The 15,430-nt window shown below is 70.8% G+C and carries 16 protein-coding genes and 1 pseudogene; 7 read left to right on the forward strand and 10 right to left on the reverse strand.

Features of this window, described 5'->3' with window-relative positions:
- From ACFSCV_RS12570 to ACFSCV_RS12590, 5 genes and pseudogenes are all read right to left on the reverse strand, one after another.
- A pseudogene (locus ACFSCV_RS12570) lies at positions 1 to 746 on the reverse strand (DNA translocase FtsK); the annotation flags it as partial.
- Positions 747 to 880: 134 nt separating this feature from the next.
- Entirely contained in the window at positions 881 to 1,348 is a 468-nt protein-coding gene (locus tag ACFSCV_RS12575) for a DUF1178 family protein (protein WP_378799937.1), read from the reverse strand.
- Between the two features lie 25 nt (positions 1,349 to 1,373).
- The gene (locus ACFSCV_RS12580) at positions 1,374 to 2,258 is read right to left on the reverse strand and encodes a carbon-nitrogen hydrolase family protein (RefSeq protein WP_378799938.1); all 885 of its coding nucleotides are present in this window, start codon (positions 2,256 to 2,258) and stop codon (positions 1,374 to 1,376) included.
- Positions 2,255 to 2,512, reverse strand: coding sequence for a glutaredoxin 3 (gene grxC, locus ACFSCV_RS12585; protein ID WP_378799939.1), 258 nt, complete (start codon positions 2,510 to 2,512; stop codon positions 2,255 to 2,257). The genes ACFSCV_RS12580 and grxC overlap by 4 nt, the downstream gene beginning before the upstream one ends.
- Positions 2,513 to 2,561: 49 nt before the next feature.
- Positions 2,562 to 3,341, reverse strand: coding sequence for a ComF family protein (locus tag ACFSCV_RS12590; protein WP_378799940.1), 780 nt, complete (start codon positions 3,339 to 3,341; stop codon positions 2,562 to 2,564).
- Positions 3,342 to 3,419: 78 nt separating this feature from the next.
- Between ACFSCV_RS12590 and ACFSCV_RS12595 the strand changes: the two genes are divergently transcribed.
- Genes ACFSCV_RS12595 through ACFSCV_RS12605 form a run of 3 tightly spaced genes read left to right on the forward strand, consistent with a single transcriptional unit; the run spans position 3,420 to position 6,635 of the window.
- On the forward strand, positions 3,420 to 4,664 hold the full coding sequence (locus ACFSCV_RS12595; RefSeq protein ID WP_378799941.1) for a class I SAM-dependent methyltransferase: 1,245 nt from the start codon (positions 3,420 to 3,422) through the stop codon (positions 4,662 to 4,664).
- On the forward strand, positions 4,661 to 5,590 hold the full coding sequence (locus ACFSCV_RS12600) for a methyltransferase domain-containing protein (RefSeq protein WP_378799942.1): 930 nt from the start codon (positions 4,661 to 4,663) through the stop codon (positions 5,588 to 5,590). The genes ACFSCV_RS12595 and ACFSCV_RS12600 overlap by 4 nt, the downstream gene beginning before the upstream one ends.
- Complete coding sequence (locus ACFSCV_RS12605) at positions 5,583 to 6,635, forward strand: DUF1963 domain-containing protein (RefSeq protein WP_378799943.1); 1,053 nt, start codon at positions 5,583 to 5,585, stop codon at positions 6,633 to 6,635. Before ACFSCV_RS12600 ends, ACFSCV_RS12605 begins: the two co-directional genes overlap by 8 nt.
- 22 nt (positions 6,636 to 6,657) lie before the next feature.
- Here the strand turns inward: ACFSCV_RS12605 and ACFSCV_RS12610 are convergent, their stop codons facing one another.
- The 4 genes from ACFSCV_RS12610 to ACFSCV_RS12625 form a co-directional block, all read right to left on the reverse strand.
- Positions 6,658 to 6,852, reverse strand: coding sequence for a Flp family type IVb pilin (locus ACFSCV_RS12610; protein ID WP_378799944.1), 195 nt, complete (start codon positions 6,850 to 6,852; stop codon positions 6,658 to 6,660).
- A 57-nt stretch (positions 6,853 to 6,909) separates the two neighbouring features.
- Complete coding sequence (locus ACFSCV_RS12615; RefSeq protein WP_378799945.1) at positions 6,910 to 7,326, reverse strand: (deoxy)nucleoside triphosphate pyrophosphohydrolase; 417 nt, start codon at positions 7,324 to 7,326, stop codon at positions 6,910 to 6,912.
- 43 nt (positions 7,327 to 7,369) lie between these two features.
- Positions 7,370 to 8,602 carry a bifunctional glutamate N-acetyltransferase/amino-acid acetyltransferase ArgJ gene (gene argJ, locus ACFSCV_RS12620; protein WP_378799946.1) on the reverse strand — a complete coding sequence of 411 codons (1,233 nt, stop codon included), beginning with the start codon at positions 8,600 to 8,602 and terminating at the stop codon, positions 7,370 to 7,372.
- 178 nt (positions 8,603 to 8,780) lie between these two features.
- Complete coding sequence (locus ACFSCV_RS12625; RefSeq protein ID WP_378799947.1) at positions 8,781 to 9,719, reverse strand: peptidylprolyl isomerase; 939 nt, start codon at positions 9,717 to 9,719, stop codon at positions 8,781 to 8,783.
- A gap of 230 nt (positions 9,720 to 9,949) precedes the next feature.
- Here ACFSCV_RS12625 and secA point away from each other — a divergent pair, with 230 nt between their 5' ends.
- The 4 genes from secA to ACFSCV_RS12645 all read left to right on the forward strand — a co-directional run bounded on the left by secA (position 9,950) and on the right by ACFSCV_RS12645 (position 14,899).
- Positions 9,950 to 12,667, forward strand: coding sequence for a preprotein translocase subunit SecA (secA, locus tag ACFSCV_RS12630; protein ID WP_378799948.1), 2,718 nt, complete (start codon positions 9,950 to 9,952; stop codon positions 12,665 to 12,667).
- Positions 12,668 to 12,777: 110 nt separating this feature from the next.
- On the forward strand, positions 12,778 to 12,906 hold the full coding sequence (locus ACFSCV_RS12635; protein ID WP_378799949.1) for a hypothetical protein: 129 nt from the start codon (positions 12,778 to 12,780) through the stop codon (positions 12,904 to 12,906).
- A gap of 69 nt (positions 12,907 to 12,975) precedes the next feature.
- A complete protein-coding gene (leuC, locus tag ACFSCV_RS12640) occupies positions 12,976 to 14,385 on the forward strand; it encodes a 3-isopropylmalate dehydratase large subunit (RefSeq protein ID WP_378799950.1) in 1,410 nt (469 codons plus the stop codon).
- Between the two features lie 58 nt (positions 14,386 to 14,443).
- Positions 14,444 to 14,899 (forward strand): GNAT family N-acetyltransferase, encoded by a 456-nt coding sequence (locus ACFSCV_RS12645; RefSeq protein WP_378799951.1) that lies wholly within the window; start codon positions 14,444 to 14,446, stop codon positions 14,897 to 14,899.
- A 66-nt stretch (positions 14,900 to 14,965) separates the two neighbouring features.
- Here the strand turns inward: ACFSCV_RS12645 and ACFSCV_RS12650 are convergent, their stop codons facing one another.
- Positions 14,966 to 15,274, reverse strand: a complete 309-nt coding sequence (locus tag ACFSCV_RS12650) for a hypothetical protein (protein WP_378799952.1) — start codon at positions 15,272 to 15,274, stop codon at positions 14,966 to 14,968.
- Between the last annotated feature and the right edge of the window lie 156 nt (positions 15,275 to 15,430).

Here is a 15,430-nt window from a genome sequence, read left to right on the forward strand (position 1 = left end):
GGCGCCTCGACCTTGGGCGCGGCCGGCGCCGGCGCCGGCGCCCCGGGTTCGGCCGCCGGGGCAGGCGCCGTCGGCGCCCAGGCGAAGGAGGCGGAGTAGCTGACCGGCGCGAAGCCGCCGAAGGGCTGGCCGAGCGAGCCGGTCAGGAAGGCGGCCGGCGGCGCGACCGGGTCCGGCTCCGGCGCCTCCGGCGCGAAGGCCTCGGCCAGCGGCGCGTTGTCCTGCTCGGAAGCCGCCTCGGGCGCGACGCCCTCCAGCCGGATCGCGTCCGCGAGGCGGCGAAGCGTCGCCGGCTGGCGCACGGGCGCAGGCGCAGGCGCGTCGTCGAAGCTCATGCCGGCGATGGCGTCGGCGGCGGCTTCGGGCTCGATCGGCGCGACGCCGTCGTCGGGCGCCTGGGCGTGGCCGCGCAGGATGCTGTCGGGCGTGCGTGTGAAGCGGGTGTTGGGGCTGATCGCGAACGGCTGGAGCCAGCTCGGCAGCGGCGACCCGACCGGCGCGGGCGCGGCGTCGACGATGAACTCGATCCGGGAGGCGTGGGGCGCCCGCTGGGCGTCTCCGGCGGACGGGCCGGGATCGACGGCCACGGAGGCGTCGAGGGTCTCGTCGCGCGCGGCCCGGCGCTCCCGCAGCACGCGGTCCGGGGTCCGCACCGAGCGGACCTCGGTCTGCGGCCGCCGCGCGTCGCCGGGCCCGCGCCCCGCCTCGAGGTCGGAAGATGCGGGCGGCCGTCCCGAAAAACGCATGTCGATGACCCCGTTCCGGCGCCGCGGCGCCCCGTGCGAAAACTCCTCACCAGTTAGGAAGACCAGGGTTAACGAAGCGTGGAGCGCGGCCTGCGACGCGGCGTCCGACGCCCAGCGTCCACAGGTTCAGGGCGTCAGTCGCCGTCGTCGGGAAAGCGGGGCAGCGCATGCACCTCGACGCCCTCCTCCGCGAGCGCCCGCGCCTCGTCGGCGGTGGCGCGGCCGTAGATCGACTTCCGCTCGATCTCCTCCGCGTGCATGCGGCGGGCCAGCTCGGGAAAGCGGTCGCCCACGTGTTCGGCGTTGGTTTTGACGTGGTCGCGCAGCTCCCGCAGCATCGCGCGGATCGCCTGATCCTTCTCCGTCACCAGCGCGACGGCCTGCGGCGCGTCCCCCGACGGCTCCGCAGCCGGCGCGACGGCGGAGGTCTCGGCCCGGCGCGTCGCGACCGCGGGCGCCATCAGCGCCTTGGCCACCTCCGTCGACCCGCAGGCCGGGCACGACACCAGCCCGCGCGCCGCCTGGGCGTCGAAATCCTGCGACGAGCGGAACCAGCCGTCGAAGCGGCGGCCGCAGGCGCAGGCGAGGTCGTAGTGAATCATGACGTCCGTTTTCCGTAGCCGGCCTTCAGCCGCCGGCCTCGCGCAGCAGCGTCGGCTCGGACGAGGCCGGGAGCAGGCTGAAGCGGCGGCCGTTTTCCAGCGCCGGGATCTTGCGCCGGGCGGCGGCCGATTCGGACAGGTCGATCTCGGCGAGCGTGACGCCCGGCTCGGCGCCGTCGATCTCCCCCAGGATTTTGCCCCAGGGATCGACGATCAGGCTGTGGCCATAAGTGTCGCGCCCGTCCTCATGCCGGCCGCCCTGCGCCGCCGCTATGACGAAGGAGCCGGTCTCGATCGCGCGCGAGCGCAGCAGTACGTGCCAGTGCGCCTCGCCGGTCTGCTTGGTGAAGGCGGCGGGCCCGGCCAGGACCTCCGCCCCGTTCTCGGCCAGCGCCCGGTGCAGCGTCGGGAAGCGGACGTCGTAGCAGATCGTCAGCCCGAGCCGTCCCCACGGCAGATCGACGCCGACCGCGCTCTCGCCCGGACGGTAGGTCTGGCTCTCGCGCCAGCTCTCGCCGTTGGCGAGGTCGACGTCGAACATGTGGATCTTGTCGTAGCGGGCGACGACCTCGCCGTCCGGGTCGATGACGAAGCTGCGGTTCGCCGCGCGGTCGCCGTCGAGCCGCACGGCGAGCGAGCCGATGTGCACGAACACCTTGAGCGCGCGGGCGATCTCCTGCAGCGCGGTCAGCGTCGGGCAGGCGCCCTCCGGCACGATCTGCGCGAACAGCTCCTCGCGCGACCGGACCAGGATGTTGGTCATCTCCGGCGTCTGGACGTACTGCGCGCCGCCGTCCGCGGCCTCTCGGATCAGGCGCGCCGCGGCGTCCACATTGGCCATGACGTCCTTGCCCGAGCGCATCTGCGCGCAGGCGACGACGAAACGCTTGTCCTTCCCGGCCATCGTCATGCCGCCAGCAGCGGATCGAGTCCGCCGGCCTGCTCAAGGGCGTAGAGATCGTCGCAACCGCCCACGTGCCGGTCGCCGATGAAGATCTGCGGGACCGTGCTGCGACCGCCCGCGCGCTGGATCATCTCCGGGCGCCGGGCCGGCTGGCGGCCGATGTCGATCTCCTCGAACGGGATGTTCTTCCGGGCGAGAAGATCCTTGGCCATGTCGCAATACGGGCAACCGACGCGCGCATAGACGGTCACAGGGGGCATCGGCGCCTCGGGCTCGAAGGGTCTGTCGTCATCCCCGGATATTAGCCCGTCACCCGTCGTTCACAACCACGGCGAAGACGAGAGCGTCCACCGAGGCCGCGCCCGCGCGCCGCGCCAGCCGCGCGAGCCGGTCGAGCGTGGCGCCGGTCGTCAGCACGTCGTCGACCAGCACGACCCGGCGCCCGGCGATGAGCGCCCGGCCCTCCTCCGACACGCGGAACGCGCCGGCGAGATTGTCCGCGCGCTGCGCCGCGGTCAGCCCGACCTGCGGCCGCGTCGCCTTGACGCGCTCCAGAGCCTGCAGCGCCAGCCGGGCGCCCGACGCCTCCGCCGCGGCGCGGGCGAGCAGCGCCGACTGGTTGAAACGCCGCCGCCACAGCCGGCCGCGATGCAGCGGCGTAGGGACCAGCAGCACGTCCGGTCCGAGCAGTTCGTGGCCCGCCCGCGCCATCATCCCGCCCATGGCGCGGGCGAGATGGAGGCCGTCGCCGTATTTCAGGCGGTGCACGAGCGTCCGCGCCGCGCCGTCGAATCGCGCCACCGCGCGGGCCCGGTCCCAGGCCGGCGGGCGCGCCAGCGCCTTCGGCGAGACGAGGCCGGCGCCGAAATCGGCCGGAAACGGCGTGCCGAGGCGCTCGCAGAACGGCCGCTCGATCGGCTTGAAATCGCTCCAGCACGCGACGCACAGCCCGCCCTGATCGGAGACGGGCTTAGAGCAGGCGAGGCACTGCGGCGGCAGCGCGACGTCGAGCAGCGCGCGTCCGAACCGCCACGCCGCGGCTTTCAGCCGGGCGGCGGGAGCGGGCCGAAGGTCCTGCGCCTCGATCACGAGCGGTTAGGGGCTGGCCGGACGGGGGGCTGCTGATCTAAGCAACGGGCTTGTCGTCCTCGCGTTGGGAGCGCTGCGATGGATCTGTTCCAGACGATGCTACGCCGTTTCGTCGGCGTCGGCTCGCTCACCATCGTCGACCACAAGGGCGTCGCCCACACCCATGCGGGGGCGCCGGGGCCGGAGGTCGTGATCCGGCTGCACGACGCCAAGGTGGCGCGCGACCTGCTGCTCAATCCGGAGCTCAAGGCGGGCGAGGCCTATATGGACGGCCGGCTCACCCTCGAGCGCGGCTCGCTCCGCGACTTCCTCACGATCTATGCGCTGAACCGGACGAACCTGCGCGGCCAACCGATCCAGAAGGCGCTGCGGGGCACGCTGAAGAAGCTGAAGCGCTGGGCGCGCGCGAACTCCAGCGCGCTGTCGCGGAAGAACGTCGAGGCCCATTACGACCTCTCGAACGAGATGTACCGGCTCTTTCTCGACGAGGGGCTGAACTACTCCTGCGGCTATTTCCGCTCCCCCGACGACACGCTCGAGGAGGCCCAGGTCGCGAAGCTCCGCCACATCGTGGCGAAGCTCGACCTCAAGCCCGGCCAGCGGGTGCTCGACATCGGCTCCGGTTGGGGCTCGATGGCGATCTACCTCGCGAAGAACTGCGGGGTCGAGGTGCTGGGCGTGACGCTGTCGAAGGAGCAGCTCGCGCTCGCCCGCCAGCGCGCCGAGGCGGCGGGCGTCGCCGACCGCGTGCGGTTCGAGCTGATGGACTACCGCGACGTCGCCGGGCCGTTCGACCGGATCGTCTCGGTCGGCATGTTCGAGCATGTGGGCGTCAAGAACTTCCCGGCTTTCTTCGCCAAGGTCTCGAAGCTCTTGAAGCCGGACGGCGTCGCGTTGCTGCACTCGATCGGGCGCAAGGGCGGGCCGGGCATCACGGGCGCCTGGGTCAAGAAGTACATCTTCCCCGGCGGCTACTCCCCCGCCTTGTCCGAGACGCTGACGGCGATCGAGGGCGCGAAGCTCTGGGCGACCGACATCGAGATCTGGCGCATGCACTACGCCGAGACGCTCGTGCACTGGGAGCGCCGCTTCCAGGCGAACCGCGCTCAGGCCGCAGCCCTGCTCGGCGAACGCTTCTGCCGGATGTGGGAGTTCTACCTCATCACGGCCGAGTTCTCGTTCCGCCACGGCAAGCACATGGTGTTCCAGATCCAGCTCACGAAGGACGTCGACGCCACGCCGAAGACCCGCGACTACATGATCGACGCGGAGCGGCGGCTGGAGGCGGGGGAAGCGTCCCGGGCGGCGCCGGAACCGGCGTGACCGTCTCGGAGGTCCCCGCGCTCGTCGACCGCAGGGCGCTCAAACTGGCGCGCGCCCGGTCGCTCCGCGGCGGCGAGGGGCCGGACTTCCTGCGCCGCCGCGTCGCGGAGGACGTCGCGGACCGGCTGGCGGCGACGTTGCGCCCCTTCACGGAGGCGCTCGATCTTGCCTCGCCCGGCGGAGAGACGGCGGCCGCGCTCGCCGCCCGGCCGGGCGTGAGGCGCGTCGTGCGCGCCGCGTCGCTCGCCGGGCCGGGCGCGGACCTCGCCTGCGATCCGGAGGCGTTGCCCTTCGCGCCCGAGAGCTTCGACCTCATCGTCTCGACGCTGGCGCTGCAGTTCGCGAACGACCTGCCCGGCGCGCTCGCGCAAGTCCGGCGCGCGCTGAGGCCGGACGGGCTGATGCTGGCCGCGCTCCTCGGCGGCGACACGCTGACCGAGCTCCGGCAGGCCTTCGCGGCGGCCGAGGGCGAGGTCGAGGGAGGCCTGAGCCCCCGCGTGCTGCCCTTCGCGGACGTGCGCGCGCTCGGCGGTCTGCTGCAGCGCGCCGGCTTCGCGCTCCCCGTGACCGACGTCGACCGCGTGACGGTGCGCTACCCGCACGCGCTGGCGCTGATGGCGGACCTGCGCGCCTGGGGCGCGACCAACGCGCTCGAGGAGCGGCGGCGGGCGCCGCTGCGCCGCGCCACGCTCGGACGCATGATCGACATCTACGGCGAGCGCTTCGGCGACCCCGACGGCCGGGTGCGCGCGACCTTCGACATCGTGTGGCTGTCCGGCTGGGCGCCGCATCCCGACCAGCAGAAGCCGCTGAAGCCCGGCTCGGCGCGCACGCGTCTCGCCGACGCCCTCGGCGTTCCCGAAGGCGCTCCGCCCCCAAGGCCTCAGCCGGACAAAGCGAAGAAGGAGCCCGATCGCGATGTTTGACGACGCCGCAGCCGCTCGCGCGGCGCTCGCCGGCCATTTCGACCCGCCCCGTCTGGAGCAGGTCATATCGGCGTTGGTCCCGGCGATCGTTTTTGTCCCGTCGGCCGGTCCTCCGACGCGTGGCGGATCGAGGATCGGCGGCGTTCCCGACATGGGGCCGGGAGCGGAGTGGCCCCGTCCCTCGCCGCCCGCCGATCCCGAGGCGGTGGCTGCGCGTGGTTCTCCCGACGCCGGGAATGAGATGCGGGAGCATTTCGCCAAACGCCTGCCGTACGCCTTCTTCGCGCAGGTCGACCTCGGCGAAGCCGCGCGGCTCGGATCGGTCGCCGCAGGACTGCCGCAGGACGGGCGGCTGCTGTTCTTCTACGACCTCGCCGCCGGACCATGGGACACCGGCTCGCGCGTCGCGCGAGTGATCTGGGACAGGACTCCCGCCGACCAGCTCGCGCCGCTCGCGCCGCCCGCCGATCTCGCCGAGGCGGCCGCCGCGGACCGCGCCGAACGCGTCAAGATCGCCGAGGAATTCGGAAACGACGCCGACGCCGCGCGCAGCTCGGGAAGCGCCTATGATGCGCCGGGCCGCGCCATGACGCTCCGCGCCACGCTTCGCCTGCCGAGCGTCGCCTCGATCGAGATCGCCGCGCTGCCGGAAATAGCCGCGGCGGCCCGTTCGACCTCGGGCGAGGGGAGCGATCTCGCCGGGGATTACGAAGCCGCGGTCGAGGAGAGCTCCGACTCCGATCGCCAAGAGACATGGCGGCGCCAGCAATTGCTCGGATCGCCTCAGCCGGAACAGGACGACCCACGCTACGACGCGGTGGTCGTGACCCGTTTCGGCGTCCAACACCTCGATCGTGAAGAACGAAGGCGTCGCCGGGAAGAGATCGAGCGCGAAGCCAGAGGCTGGGCGCTGCTGCTTCAGATCGACGTCAAGGACTGGATGCGATCCGAGTTCGCGGACGGCGCGGTCTACTTCCTGATCCGGAAGGACGACCTCGCCGCGCGGCGTTTCGACCGGACCGTCGCGGTCTACCAGCAGACATGACGCGGCTGGACCGAGCCTTGGGTCAGCGGTTGGTTTCGTTGGCGATGCGCTCGAAGTACTTGCTGAAGACCACGTCGCCCAGCGTATAGACGGTCGCGGCGATCGCCGCGCCGACGCCGACCGCGATCATGGCGTATTCGATCGCCGTCGCGCCGCGCTCGTCTCTCCAGAACCGCGTCAGCGCGCGGAGCGCCCCGGCCGTCACATCCTGTCCCATGCCACCGCGCCTCCCCCGTACGCGCCCGTCCTGGGCGGCTTCGACGCGGCAGACGGGTCAGAGCAGGCCGACGAGATGCGCTATCAGCGGCTCGTCGGCCGGCGGCATCGGGAAATCGCGGAGCCGTTCCGGGCGGACCCAGCGCGTCGCCTGGCCCTCGCGCCCCGTCACGATCCCCGTCCAGCGCCGGCACACATAGAGCGGCATCAGCAGGTGGAACGTCTCGTAGGCATGGCTTGCGAAGGTGAGAGGCGCGAGACACGGCTCCTCGACCACGACGCCAAGCTCTTCGGCCAGCTCCCGGATCAAGGTTTGTTCCGGACGCTCGCCCGCCTCGACCTTGCCGCCGGGAAACTCCCAGAGCCCCGCCAGGCTCTTCCCCTCCGGCCGCTGCGCGATCAGCACGCGGCCGTCGGCGTCCACCAGGGCGCAGGCGACGACAAGAACAAGCTTCGGACTTGCATCCTCGACCATTTGACGCGTGAGACCTTAAGAGCGGGTTGAGGCGATCAGGGATTCACGACCGATAATCGGCGTTGATGGCGATGTAGCCTTCGGTCAGGTCGCAGGTCCACACCCGGGCCCGCCCGGCGGCGATGCCGAGATCGACGCCGATCGCGATCTCCTGGTTCTTCATGTAGGCGGAGGTCACGGCCTCGTCGTAGGACGGGTCGCGCTCGCCCTCATGCGCCACGCGGATGTCGCCGAAGCGGATCGACAGTCGGTCGCGGTCGGCGGGCTCTCCGGCCTTGCCCACCGCCATCACCACGCGGCCCCAGTTGGCGTCCTCGCCGGCGATCGCGGTCTTCACCAGCGGCGAGTTCGCGATCGACAGCGCGATCTTCCGCGCCGAGAGGTCGCTCTCCGCGCCCTCGACCTCGACGGTCACGAACTTGCGCGCGCCTTCGCCGTCGCGGGCGACAAGCTGGGCGAGCTCGATCGCGAGATCCTCGAGCGCCGCCCTGAATTCGGCGAGCGCGGGGTCGGACGCGTCGAGAACAGCAGCGTTCCCGGCCTTGCCCGTCGCGAAGGCCAGCAGCGTGTCGGACGTGGAGGTGTCGCCGTCGATCGTCACGCAGTTGAACGAGCGCTCGGTGACGTCCGAAAGGAGCGCCTGCAACGCGGGAGCGGCGATCGCCGCGTCGGTCGCGACGAAGGCGAGCATGGTCGCCATGTCGGGCGCGATCATGCCGGCGCCCTTGGCGATGCCGTTGATCGTCACCGTGACGCCGCCGATTTCGGCCGTGCGGGTGGCGAGCTTCGGGAAGGTGTCGGTGGTCATGATCGCCTGCGCCGCGGCGGCCCAGGCGTCGCCCCGTCCGGCCGAGACGAGCCCGTCCATCACGCCCGCGAACCGGGTGGCGTCGAGCGGCTCGCCGATCACGCCGGTCGAGGCGAGGAAGATCTCCGCCTCCGGACAGCCGACCGCCTGCGCCGTGATCTCGGCGGTCAGCGCGGTCGCGGCCCGGCCGCGCTTGCCGGTGAAGGCGTTGGCGTTGCCGGAATTGACCACCAGCGCGCGGATCGAGCCGCCGGCGAGCCGGTCGCGGCACCATTCCACCGGGGCCGAGGGGCACAGCGAACGCGTGAACACGCCGGCGACGCTCGTCCCTTCGTCGAAGGCCGCGAGCAGCACGTCGGTGCGGCCCTTGTAGCGGATGCCGGCCGCCGCGGTCGCGAGCCGGACGCCGGCGATCGCCGGCAGCGTCGGCGAGGATTTGGGGGCGAGCGGCGAGACGGCGGTCGACATGGGTTCCCTTCGAAGCGCGTGGCCGCGCGAGGCTTACAGAATTCGTATGACGAAGGGAATGCAGGGCCCGCGCGCGGCGGCGCGGCGAACCCTCCTCCGCTTGCGGAGGAGGGGGACCATGCGCAGCATGGCGGGGGAGGCCCGGCGGAGGAGGTCCGCGCCGAGCGCTTCCCGTATGTTACGGCTTCGGCGCTTCGGCCGGCGGGGCGTCGGCGCCCGGGATCGCGGGCTGCGCCTGCGGCTCGCCGGCCTTGGTGCGCTCGACCTTGGCCTCGCCGCGCAGCTTGAGGATCAGGTCCTGCTGGGCGGTGCGCACCACATACTGCTCGATCTGGGGCTTGACCTGCTCGAACGGCGGGATCGGCCGCTCGCGCTTCTCGGTCACCTTGATGATATGGAAGCCGAACTGCGTCTTGACCGGGTCGGAGACCTTGTTCGGCTCGAGCTTGAACACGGCCTCGTCGAAGGCCGGCACCATCTGGCCCTTGCCGAAGAAGCCGAGGTCGCCGCCCTGCTTGGCGGAGCCCGGATCGGTCGAGACCTCGGTCGCGATCTCGGCGAAGTCCTCGCCCTTCCCGAGCCGCTCCTCGACCTTCTTGGCCTCGTCCTCGGTCTTGACCAGGATGTGGCTGGCGCGCACCTCCTGCTCGGGCTTCAGGTTCTTGGCGGTCTCGTCATAGAGCTTGCGCATAGCCTCGTCGGTGACGGCCGCCTTCGAGGTCTTCTGGAGCAGCTCCTCCATCAGCGCGCGGTCATGCAGATAGGCGATGCGCTGCTTGAACTCGGTGGTGTCGCCGAGCTTGTCCTTCTCGGCGGCCCGCGCCGCGATCTTCAGGTCGATCAGGTAGTTCAGCGCGTAGTCGCGCCGCTGCGGCTCGGTCATGGAGGCGAGAGACTGCTGCAGGTCCTCCTTCGCGAGCTCCACTTCGCCTGCGGTGATCTCGGCGCCGTCCACCGTCGCGAGCACCGTCTTCGGATCGGGCGTCGGCGCCTCGGCGGCGGGCGCGGCCGGAGCCGGCGGCGTCTGCGCCGCGGCGGGCGCGACGGCGGCGAGGATCAGCGCGAAAGAGGCGCCGAGCGCGGCGGAACGACAGCTCGGCGAAAGCGAAAATGTCATGAGAACCTTCCGTTTTGAGCGTCGCAGCGCCCCAATCGCGCGGGAGAGTGTCGGAAAGGCCCATCATTGACAACCCTGAGGCTCCCTCTTATCTCGTCCGCTGCCGTCCGCCGCGCGCGAAGCGGCTCGAAATCGAGGGAGTTCCGGGCTCCCCTGACCGCCCCAGGGCGGCGTTCCGGCCCGGCCGATCCCCCGACGCGCGTTCCGCGCCACTCGAGAAAGGTTCGCCCATGTTCGGCGGTCTCGCCCGACGCCTCTTCGGCTCATCCAACGAGCGCCGCGTAAAGGCGCTGCGCCCCCGCGTGGCCGCGATCAACGCGCTGGAGCCTGAAATCTCGGCGCTCACCGACGAGCAGCTCCGCGCCAAGACCCTGGAGTTCCGCGACCAGCTCGCCGCCGGCAAGACGCTCGACGACCTGCTCGTCCCCGCCTTCGCGGTGGTGCGCGAGGCGGCGAAGCGCGTGCTCGGCCAGCGCCATTTCGACGTCCAGCTCATGGGCGGCATGACGCTGCACGAGGGCCGCATCGCCGAGATGAAGACCGGCGAGGGCAAGACGCTGGTCTCGACGCTCGCGGCCTATCTCAACGCGCTCTCCGGCCAGGGCGTCCACGTCGTCACCGTCAACGACTACCTCGCCCAGCGCGACAGCGGCTGGATGGGACGCGTGCACGGCTTCCTCGGCCTGTCGGTCGGCGTGATCGTGCATGGGCTCGACGACGACGAGCGCCGCGAGGCCTACGCCTGCGACATCACCTACGCCACCAACAACGAGCTCGGCTTCGACTATCTGCGCGACAACATGAAGTACGACGTGCGCGCGATGGTCCAGCGCGGGCACGCCTACGCCATCATCGACGAGGTCGACTCGATCCTGGTCGACGAGGCGCGCACGCCGCTGATCATCTCCGGCCCGATGGAGGACCGCTCGGACCTCTACGTGGCGCTCGACAAGTTCATCCCGCAGCTCGTCCCCGAGGACTACGAGGTCGACGAGAAGCAGCGCACCGCGACCCTGACCGAGGCCGGCAACGAGCACATCGAGCGCATGCTCGAAGAGGCCGGGATGCTGAAGGGCGACAACCTCTACGACGTCGAGAACGTCACGGTCGTCCACCACGTCACGCAGGCGCTGCGCGCGCACAAGCTGTTCCAGAAGGACAAGGACTACATCGTCCGCGGCGACGAGGTCGTCATCATCGACGAGTTCACCGGCCGCATGATGCCGGGCCGGCGCTTCTCGGAAGGCCTGCATCAGGCGCTGGAGGCCAAGGAAGGCGCGAAGATTCAGCCCGAGAACCAGACGCTCGCCTCGATCACCTTCCAGAACTACTTCCGCATGTACCACAAGCTCTCCGGCATGACCGGCACCGCCATGACCGAGGCGGAGGAGCTGCTGGACATCTACGGCCTCGAAGTGGTCGAGATGCCGACGAACCTTCCCGTCGCCCGCAAGGATGACGACGACGAGGTCTACCGGACCAACCGCGAGAAGGAGAAGGCGATCATCGAGCTGATCCGCGACTGCAAGGAGCGCGGCCAGCCGATCCTCGTGGGCACCACCTCGATCGAGAAGTCCGAGACGCTGTCCGAGGCGCTCAAGAAGGCGAAGATCGAGCACCAGGTGCTGAACGCCCGCTACCACGAGCAGGAAGCCTACATCGTCGCGCAGGCCGGCGTGCCCGGGGCGGTGACGATCGCCACCAACATGGCGGGCCGCGGCACCGACATCCAGCTCGGCGGCAACCTCGAGATGCGCACCGAGCGCGAGCTCGAGGGCGTCGAGGACGGACCGGAGCGCGAGGCGCGGATCGCCGAGATCAAGGCCGACATCGCCGCCAAGAAGGACATCGCCAAGGCCGCCGGCGGCCTGTTCGTGGTCGGCACCGAGCGGCACGAAAGCCGCCGCATCGACAACCAGCTTCGCGGCCGCTCCGGCCGCCAGGGCGACCCCGGCCGCAGCCACTTCTTCCTGTCGCTCGAAGACGACCTGATGCGCATCTTCGGCTCGCAGCGCATCGACGGCATGCTGCAGAAGCTCGGCATCGAGGAAGGCGAGGCGATCGTCCACCCCTGGGTGAACAAGGCGCTGGAGAAGGCGCAGAAGAAGGTCGAGGCGCGCAACTTCGACGTGCGCAAAAACCTGCTCAAGTACGACAACGTCATGAACGACCAGCGCAAGGCGGTGTTCGAGCAGCGGCTCGAATTCCTCGCCGCGGAGTCGATCTCAGCGCCGATCGCCGAGATGCGCCATGACGTGATCGACGACATCGTCTCGAAGCACATCCCCGAGAACGCCTACCCTGAGCAGTGGAGCTCGAAGGAGCTCGAGGAGGAGGTCCGCGAGGTCCTGAACCTCGACCTGCCGATCGTCGCCTGGGCGGCCGAGGAAGGCATCGCCGACGAGGAGATCCGCGAGCGCATCACCAAGGCGGCCGACGCCGCCGCGGCGGAGCGCGCCGAGCGGTTCGGGCCGGACATCACCGGCCAGATCGAGAAGGCGGTGCTGCTGCAGACGCTCGACCATCTCTGGCGCGAGCACCTCGCGACGCTCGACCACCTGCGCCAGGTGATCGGCCTGCGCGGCTACGCCCAGCGCGATCCGCTCAACGAGTACAAATCCGAGGCGTTCGAGCTGTTCGAGGCGATGCTGGCGAAGCTGCGCGAGGCGGTCACGGGTCAGCTCATGCGGGTCGAGCTGGTGCAGTCGCCGCCGCCGCTCGCCGACGAGGGCCTGCCGGAGATGCAGGCGATCCACCAGGATCCGCAGACCGGCGAGAACGAGTTCGCCTTCGCCGAGCCGCAATACGCGGCGGTCGAGGAGAACGGCGCGTGGCCGGCCGGCGTGAATCCGAACGACCCGACCACCTGGAGCGCCGTCGGCCGCAACGCGCCCTGCCCCTGCGGCTCGGGCAAGAAGTTCAAGCACTGCCACGGCCGGCTGGCCTGAGCTGGTCCCGCCTCCGCGGGAGCACGGCTTCGTAACCCTGCGGAAACGTCGGAGCGCATAGGCTCCGGCGGCATTTGCAACTCGTTCCAAGTTGGACCATATCTCGGCCCATGAGCAGGCGCGGACAGCGGATCGAGGCGCGGACGACGGAGACCTTCGCGGGTCTCGCCGACCATGTGCGCCTGCCGTCGCGGTTCCATGCGCGTCTGTCGGCGATCAGCACGCGACTTCGCCGCTGATCCCGACCGCGCCGCGAGCCGGCGCGCCGCATCCGTCCGTTCCGCATTCCAAGGCCCCAGAGGCGCATCATGTCCGCCGCTCCCAAGACCCTGTACGACAAGATCTTCGACGACCACATCGTCGACCGCCAGCCCGATGGCTCCGTCCTGCTCTACATCGACCGCCACCTCGTCCATGAGGTGACGAGCCCGCAGGCGTTCGAGGGCCTGCGCGCCACCGGCCGCAAGGTCCGCGCGCCGCACAAGACGCTGGCCGTGGTCGATCACAACGTGCCGACCTCCGACCGCAACCTGCCCAACCCCGACCCGGAGTCGGCGGCGCAGATCGCGGCGCTCGCCGAGAACACCCGCGAGTTCGGCATCGAGTACTATGACGAGTTCGACAAGCGTCAGGGCGTCGTCCACATCGTCGGTCCCGAGCAGGGATTCACCCTGCCCGGCGCCACCATCGTCTGCGGCGACAGCCACACCTCGACGCACGGCGCCTTCGGGGCGCTGGCGCACGGCATCGGCACGTCCGAGGTCGAGCACGTGCTCGCGACCCAGACGCTGATCCAGACCAAAGCCAGGAACATGCGCATCACCGTCGACGGCGCGCTGCCGGAAGGCGTGGGCGCGAAGGACGTGATCCTCGCGATCATCGGTGAGATCGGCACCGCCGGCGGCACCGGCTACGTGATGGAGTACGCCGGCGAGGCGATCCGGGCGCTGTCGATGGAAGGCCGCATGACGGTCTGCAACATGTCGATCGAGGGCGGCGCCCGCGCCGGCATGATCGCGCCGGACGAGACCACCTACGCCTACGTCAAGGACCGCAAGCGCGCGCCGAAAGGCGACGCCTGGGACGCCGCGCGGCGCTACTGGGACACGCTGGTCTCCGACGAGGGCGCGCATTTCGACCGCGAGGTCCGGCTCGACGCCGCCAACCTGCCGCCGATCGTCTCCTGGGGCACGAGCCCGCAGGACGTGGTCTCCGTCACCGGGCTCGTGCCGGACCCGGACGCCGCCTCCGACGAGGGCAAGCGCGCCGCGATCAAGCGCGCGCTCGCCTATATGGGCCTGACCGCCGGCCAGAAGATCACCGACATCGCGCTCGACCGCGTGTTCATCGGCTCCTGCACCAACGGGCGCATCGAGGACCTGCGGCAGGCCGCGAAGATGGTCGCCGGCAAGACCGTCAACGCCAATGTCAGCGCCATGGTGGTTCCGGGCTCCGGCCTCGTGAAGGAGCAGGCCGAGGCCGAGGGCCTGGACCGCATCTTCAAGGCGGCCGGATTCGACTGGCGGGAGCCGGGCTGCTCCATGTGCCTCGCCATGAACCCGGACAAGCTGAAGCCCGAGGAGCGCTGCGCCTCGACCTCGAACCGCAACTTCGAGGGCCGTCAGGGCTTCCGCGGCCGCACCCATCTGGTGTCGCCGGCGATGGCGGCGGCGGCGGCGATCGCCGGCCGCTTCGTCGACATCCGCGACTGGCGCTGAGGCGCCTCGGGGCCGCGCCCGCCGCGGCCCCCTTTTCCGGCTTGAGGACACGTCCCGCATGGCCCTGCGCATCGTCCGCCTCGGCGAGGCCGACGTTCCGCGGCTGACGCCGCTCATCGCCGAATACTCGGCCGCGCTGATGCACGGGCCGGCGGCGGCGATCGACGAGGCCTATGTGGGCCGGCTGCTGAGCGACCGCGTGGTCGAGATCGCGGGCGCCGAGCTCGACGGCGAACTGGCCGGCTTCGGGCTCTATTACGACCTGCCCGAGGCGATCAGCGCGCGGCGCGCCGGCCAGCTCGACGATCTCTACGTGCGGCCTTCCGCGCGCGGGCGCGGCGTGGCCGCGGCCCTGATCGCGCACATCGCCGAGGCCGGCGCGGCGCGCGACTGGGTCCATCTGCGCTGGATGGTTCCCGAGGGCAGCTCCGCGATCCCGCTCTACGAACGCGTCGCGGAGCCGGCGCCCTGGCTCAACTTCGTGGTCCGCATCGACCGTACGGTCGCGTGGTGAGGAAACGAAAAGGCGGCGGACCCTGGGGTCCGCCGCCTTCGTTTCAGGTCGGATCAGACGCGTCGCTCAGTTGACGCGGATCGAGATGCCCGGACGCGGATCGTGGTGGCGATAGTGCGGACGCGGCGCGTAGTAGCGACGGTTGTCGCGGTACACGCGACGCTCGACGACGCGCGGGCGGGTGCACTCGCGGGTGCGGGTGATGCGCACGACGCCGTTGCGGCGAACGCGCTTCTCGACCGTGCGGCAGGCGCTGTCGTTCACGACGCCCGTAGTCACGACGGTCGACTTCACCACCGGCGCCGCCGAGGCCGGAGCCAGCGCGAACACGCCGAGGCCGAGAGCGAGGCCCGTCGAAAGCAGAAAGGTCTTCATCGTCCTGTTCTCCAAGTCGTTTCCCGAGGCGGGCCGAGCGACGCGCGGCCGTCTATGCTTGCGAGGATGGCGCGTCGTTCGTGAACCGGCGCTTAGGCCGCCATTCACAAGCGGTTCATCCCTTCGGCCCTCGCCGAAAACGCGACCCCGGACATG

Origin of the sequence: Methylopila henanensis, assembly GCF_042681025.1 — a bacterium.
Lineage (GTDB): Bacteria > Pseudomonadota > Alphaproteobacteria > Rhizobiales > Methylopilaceae > Methylopila > Methylopila henanensis.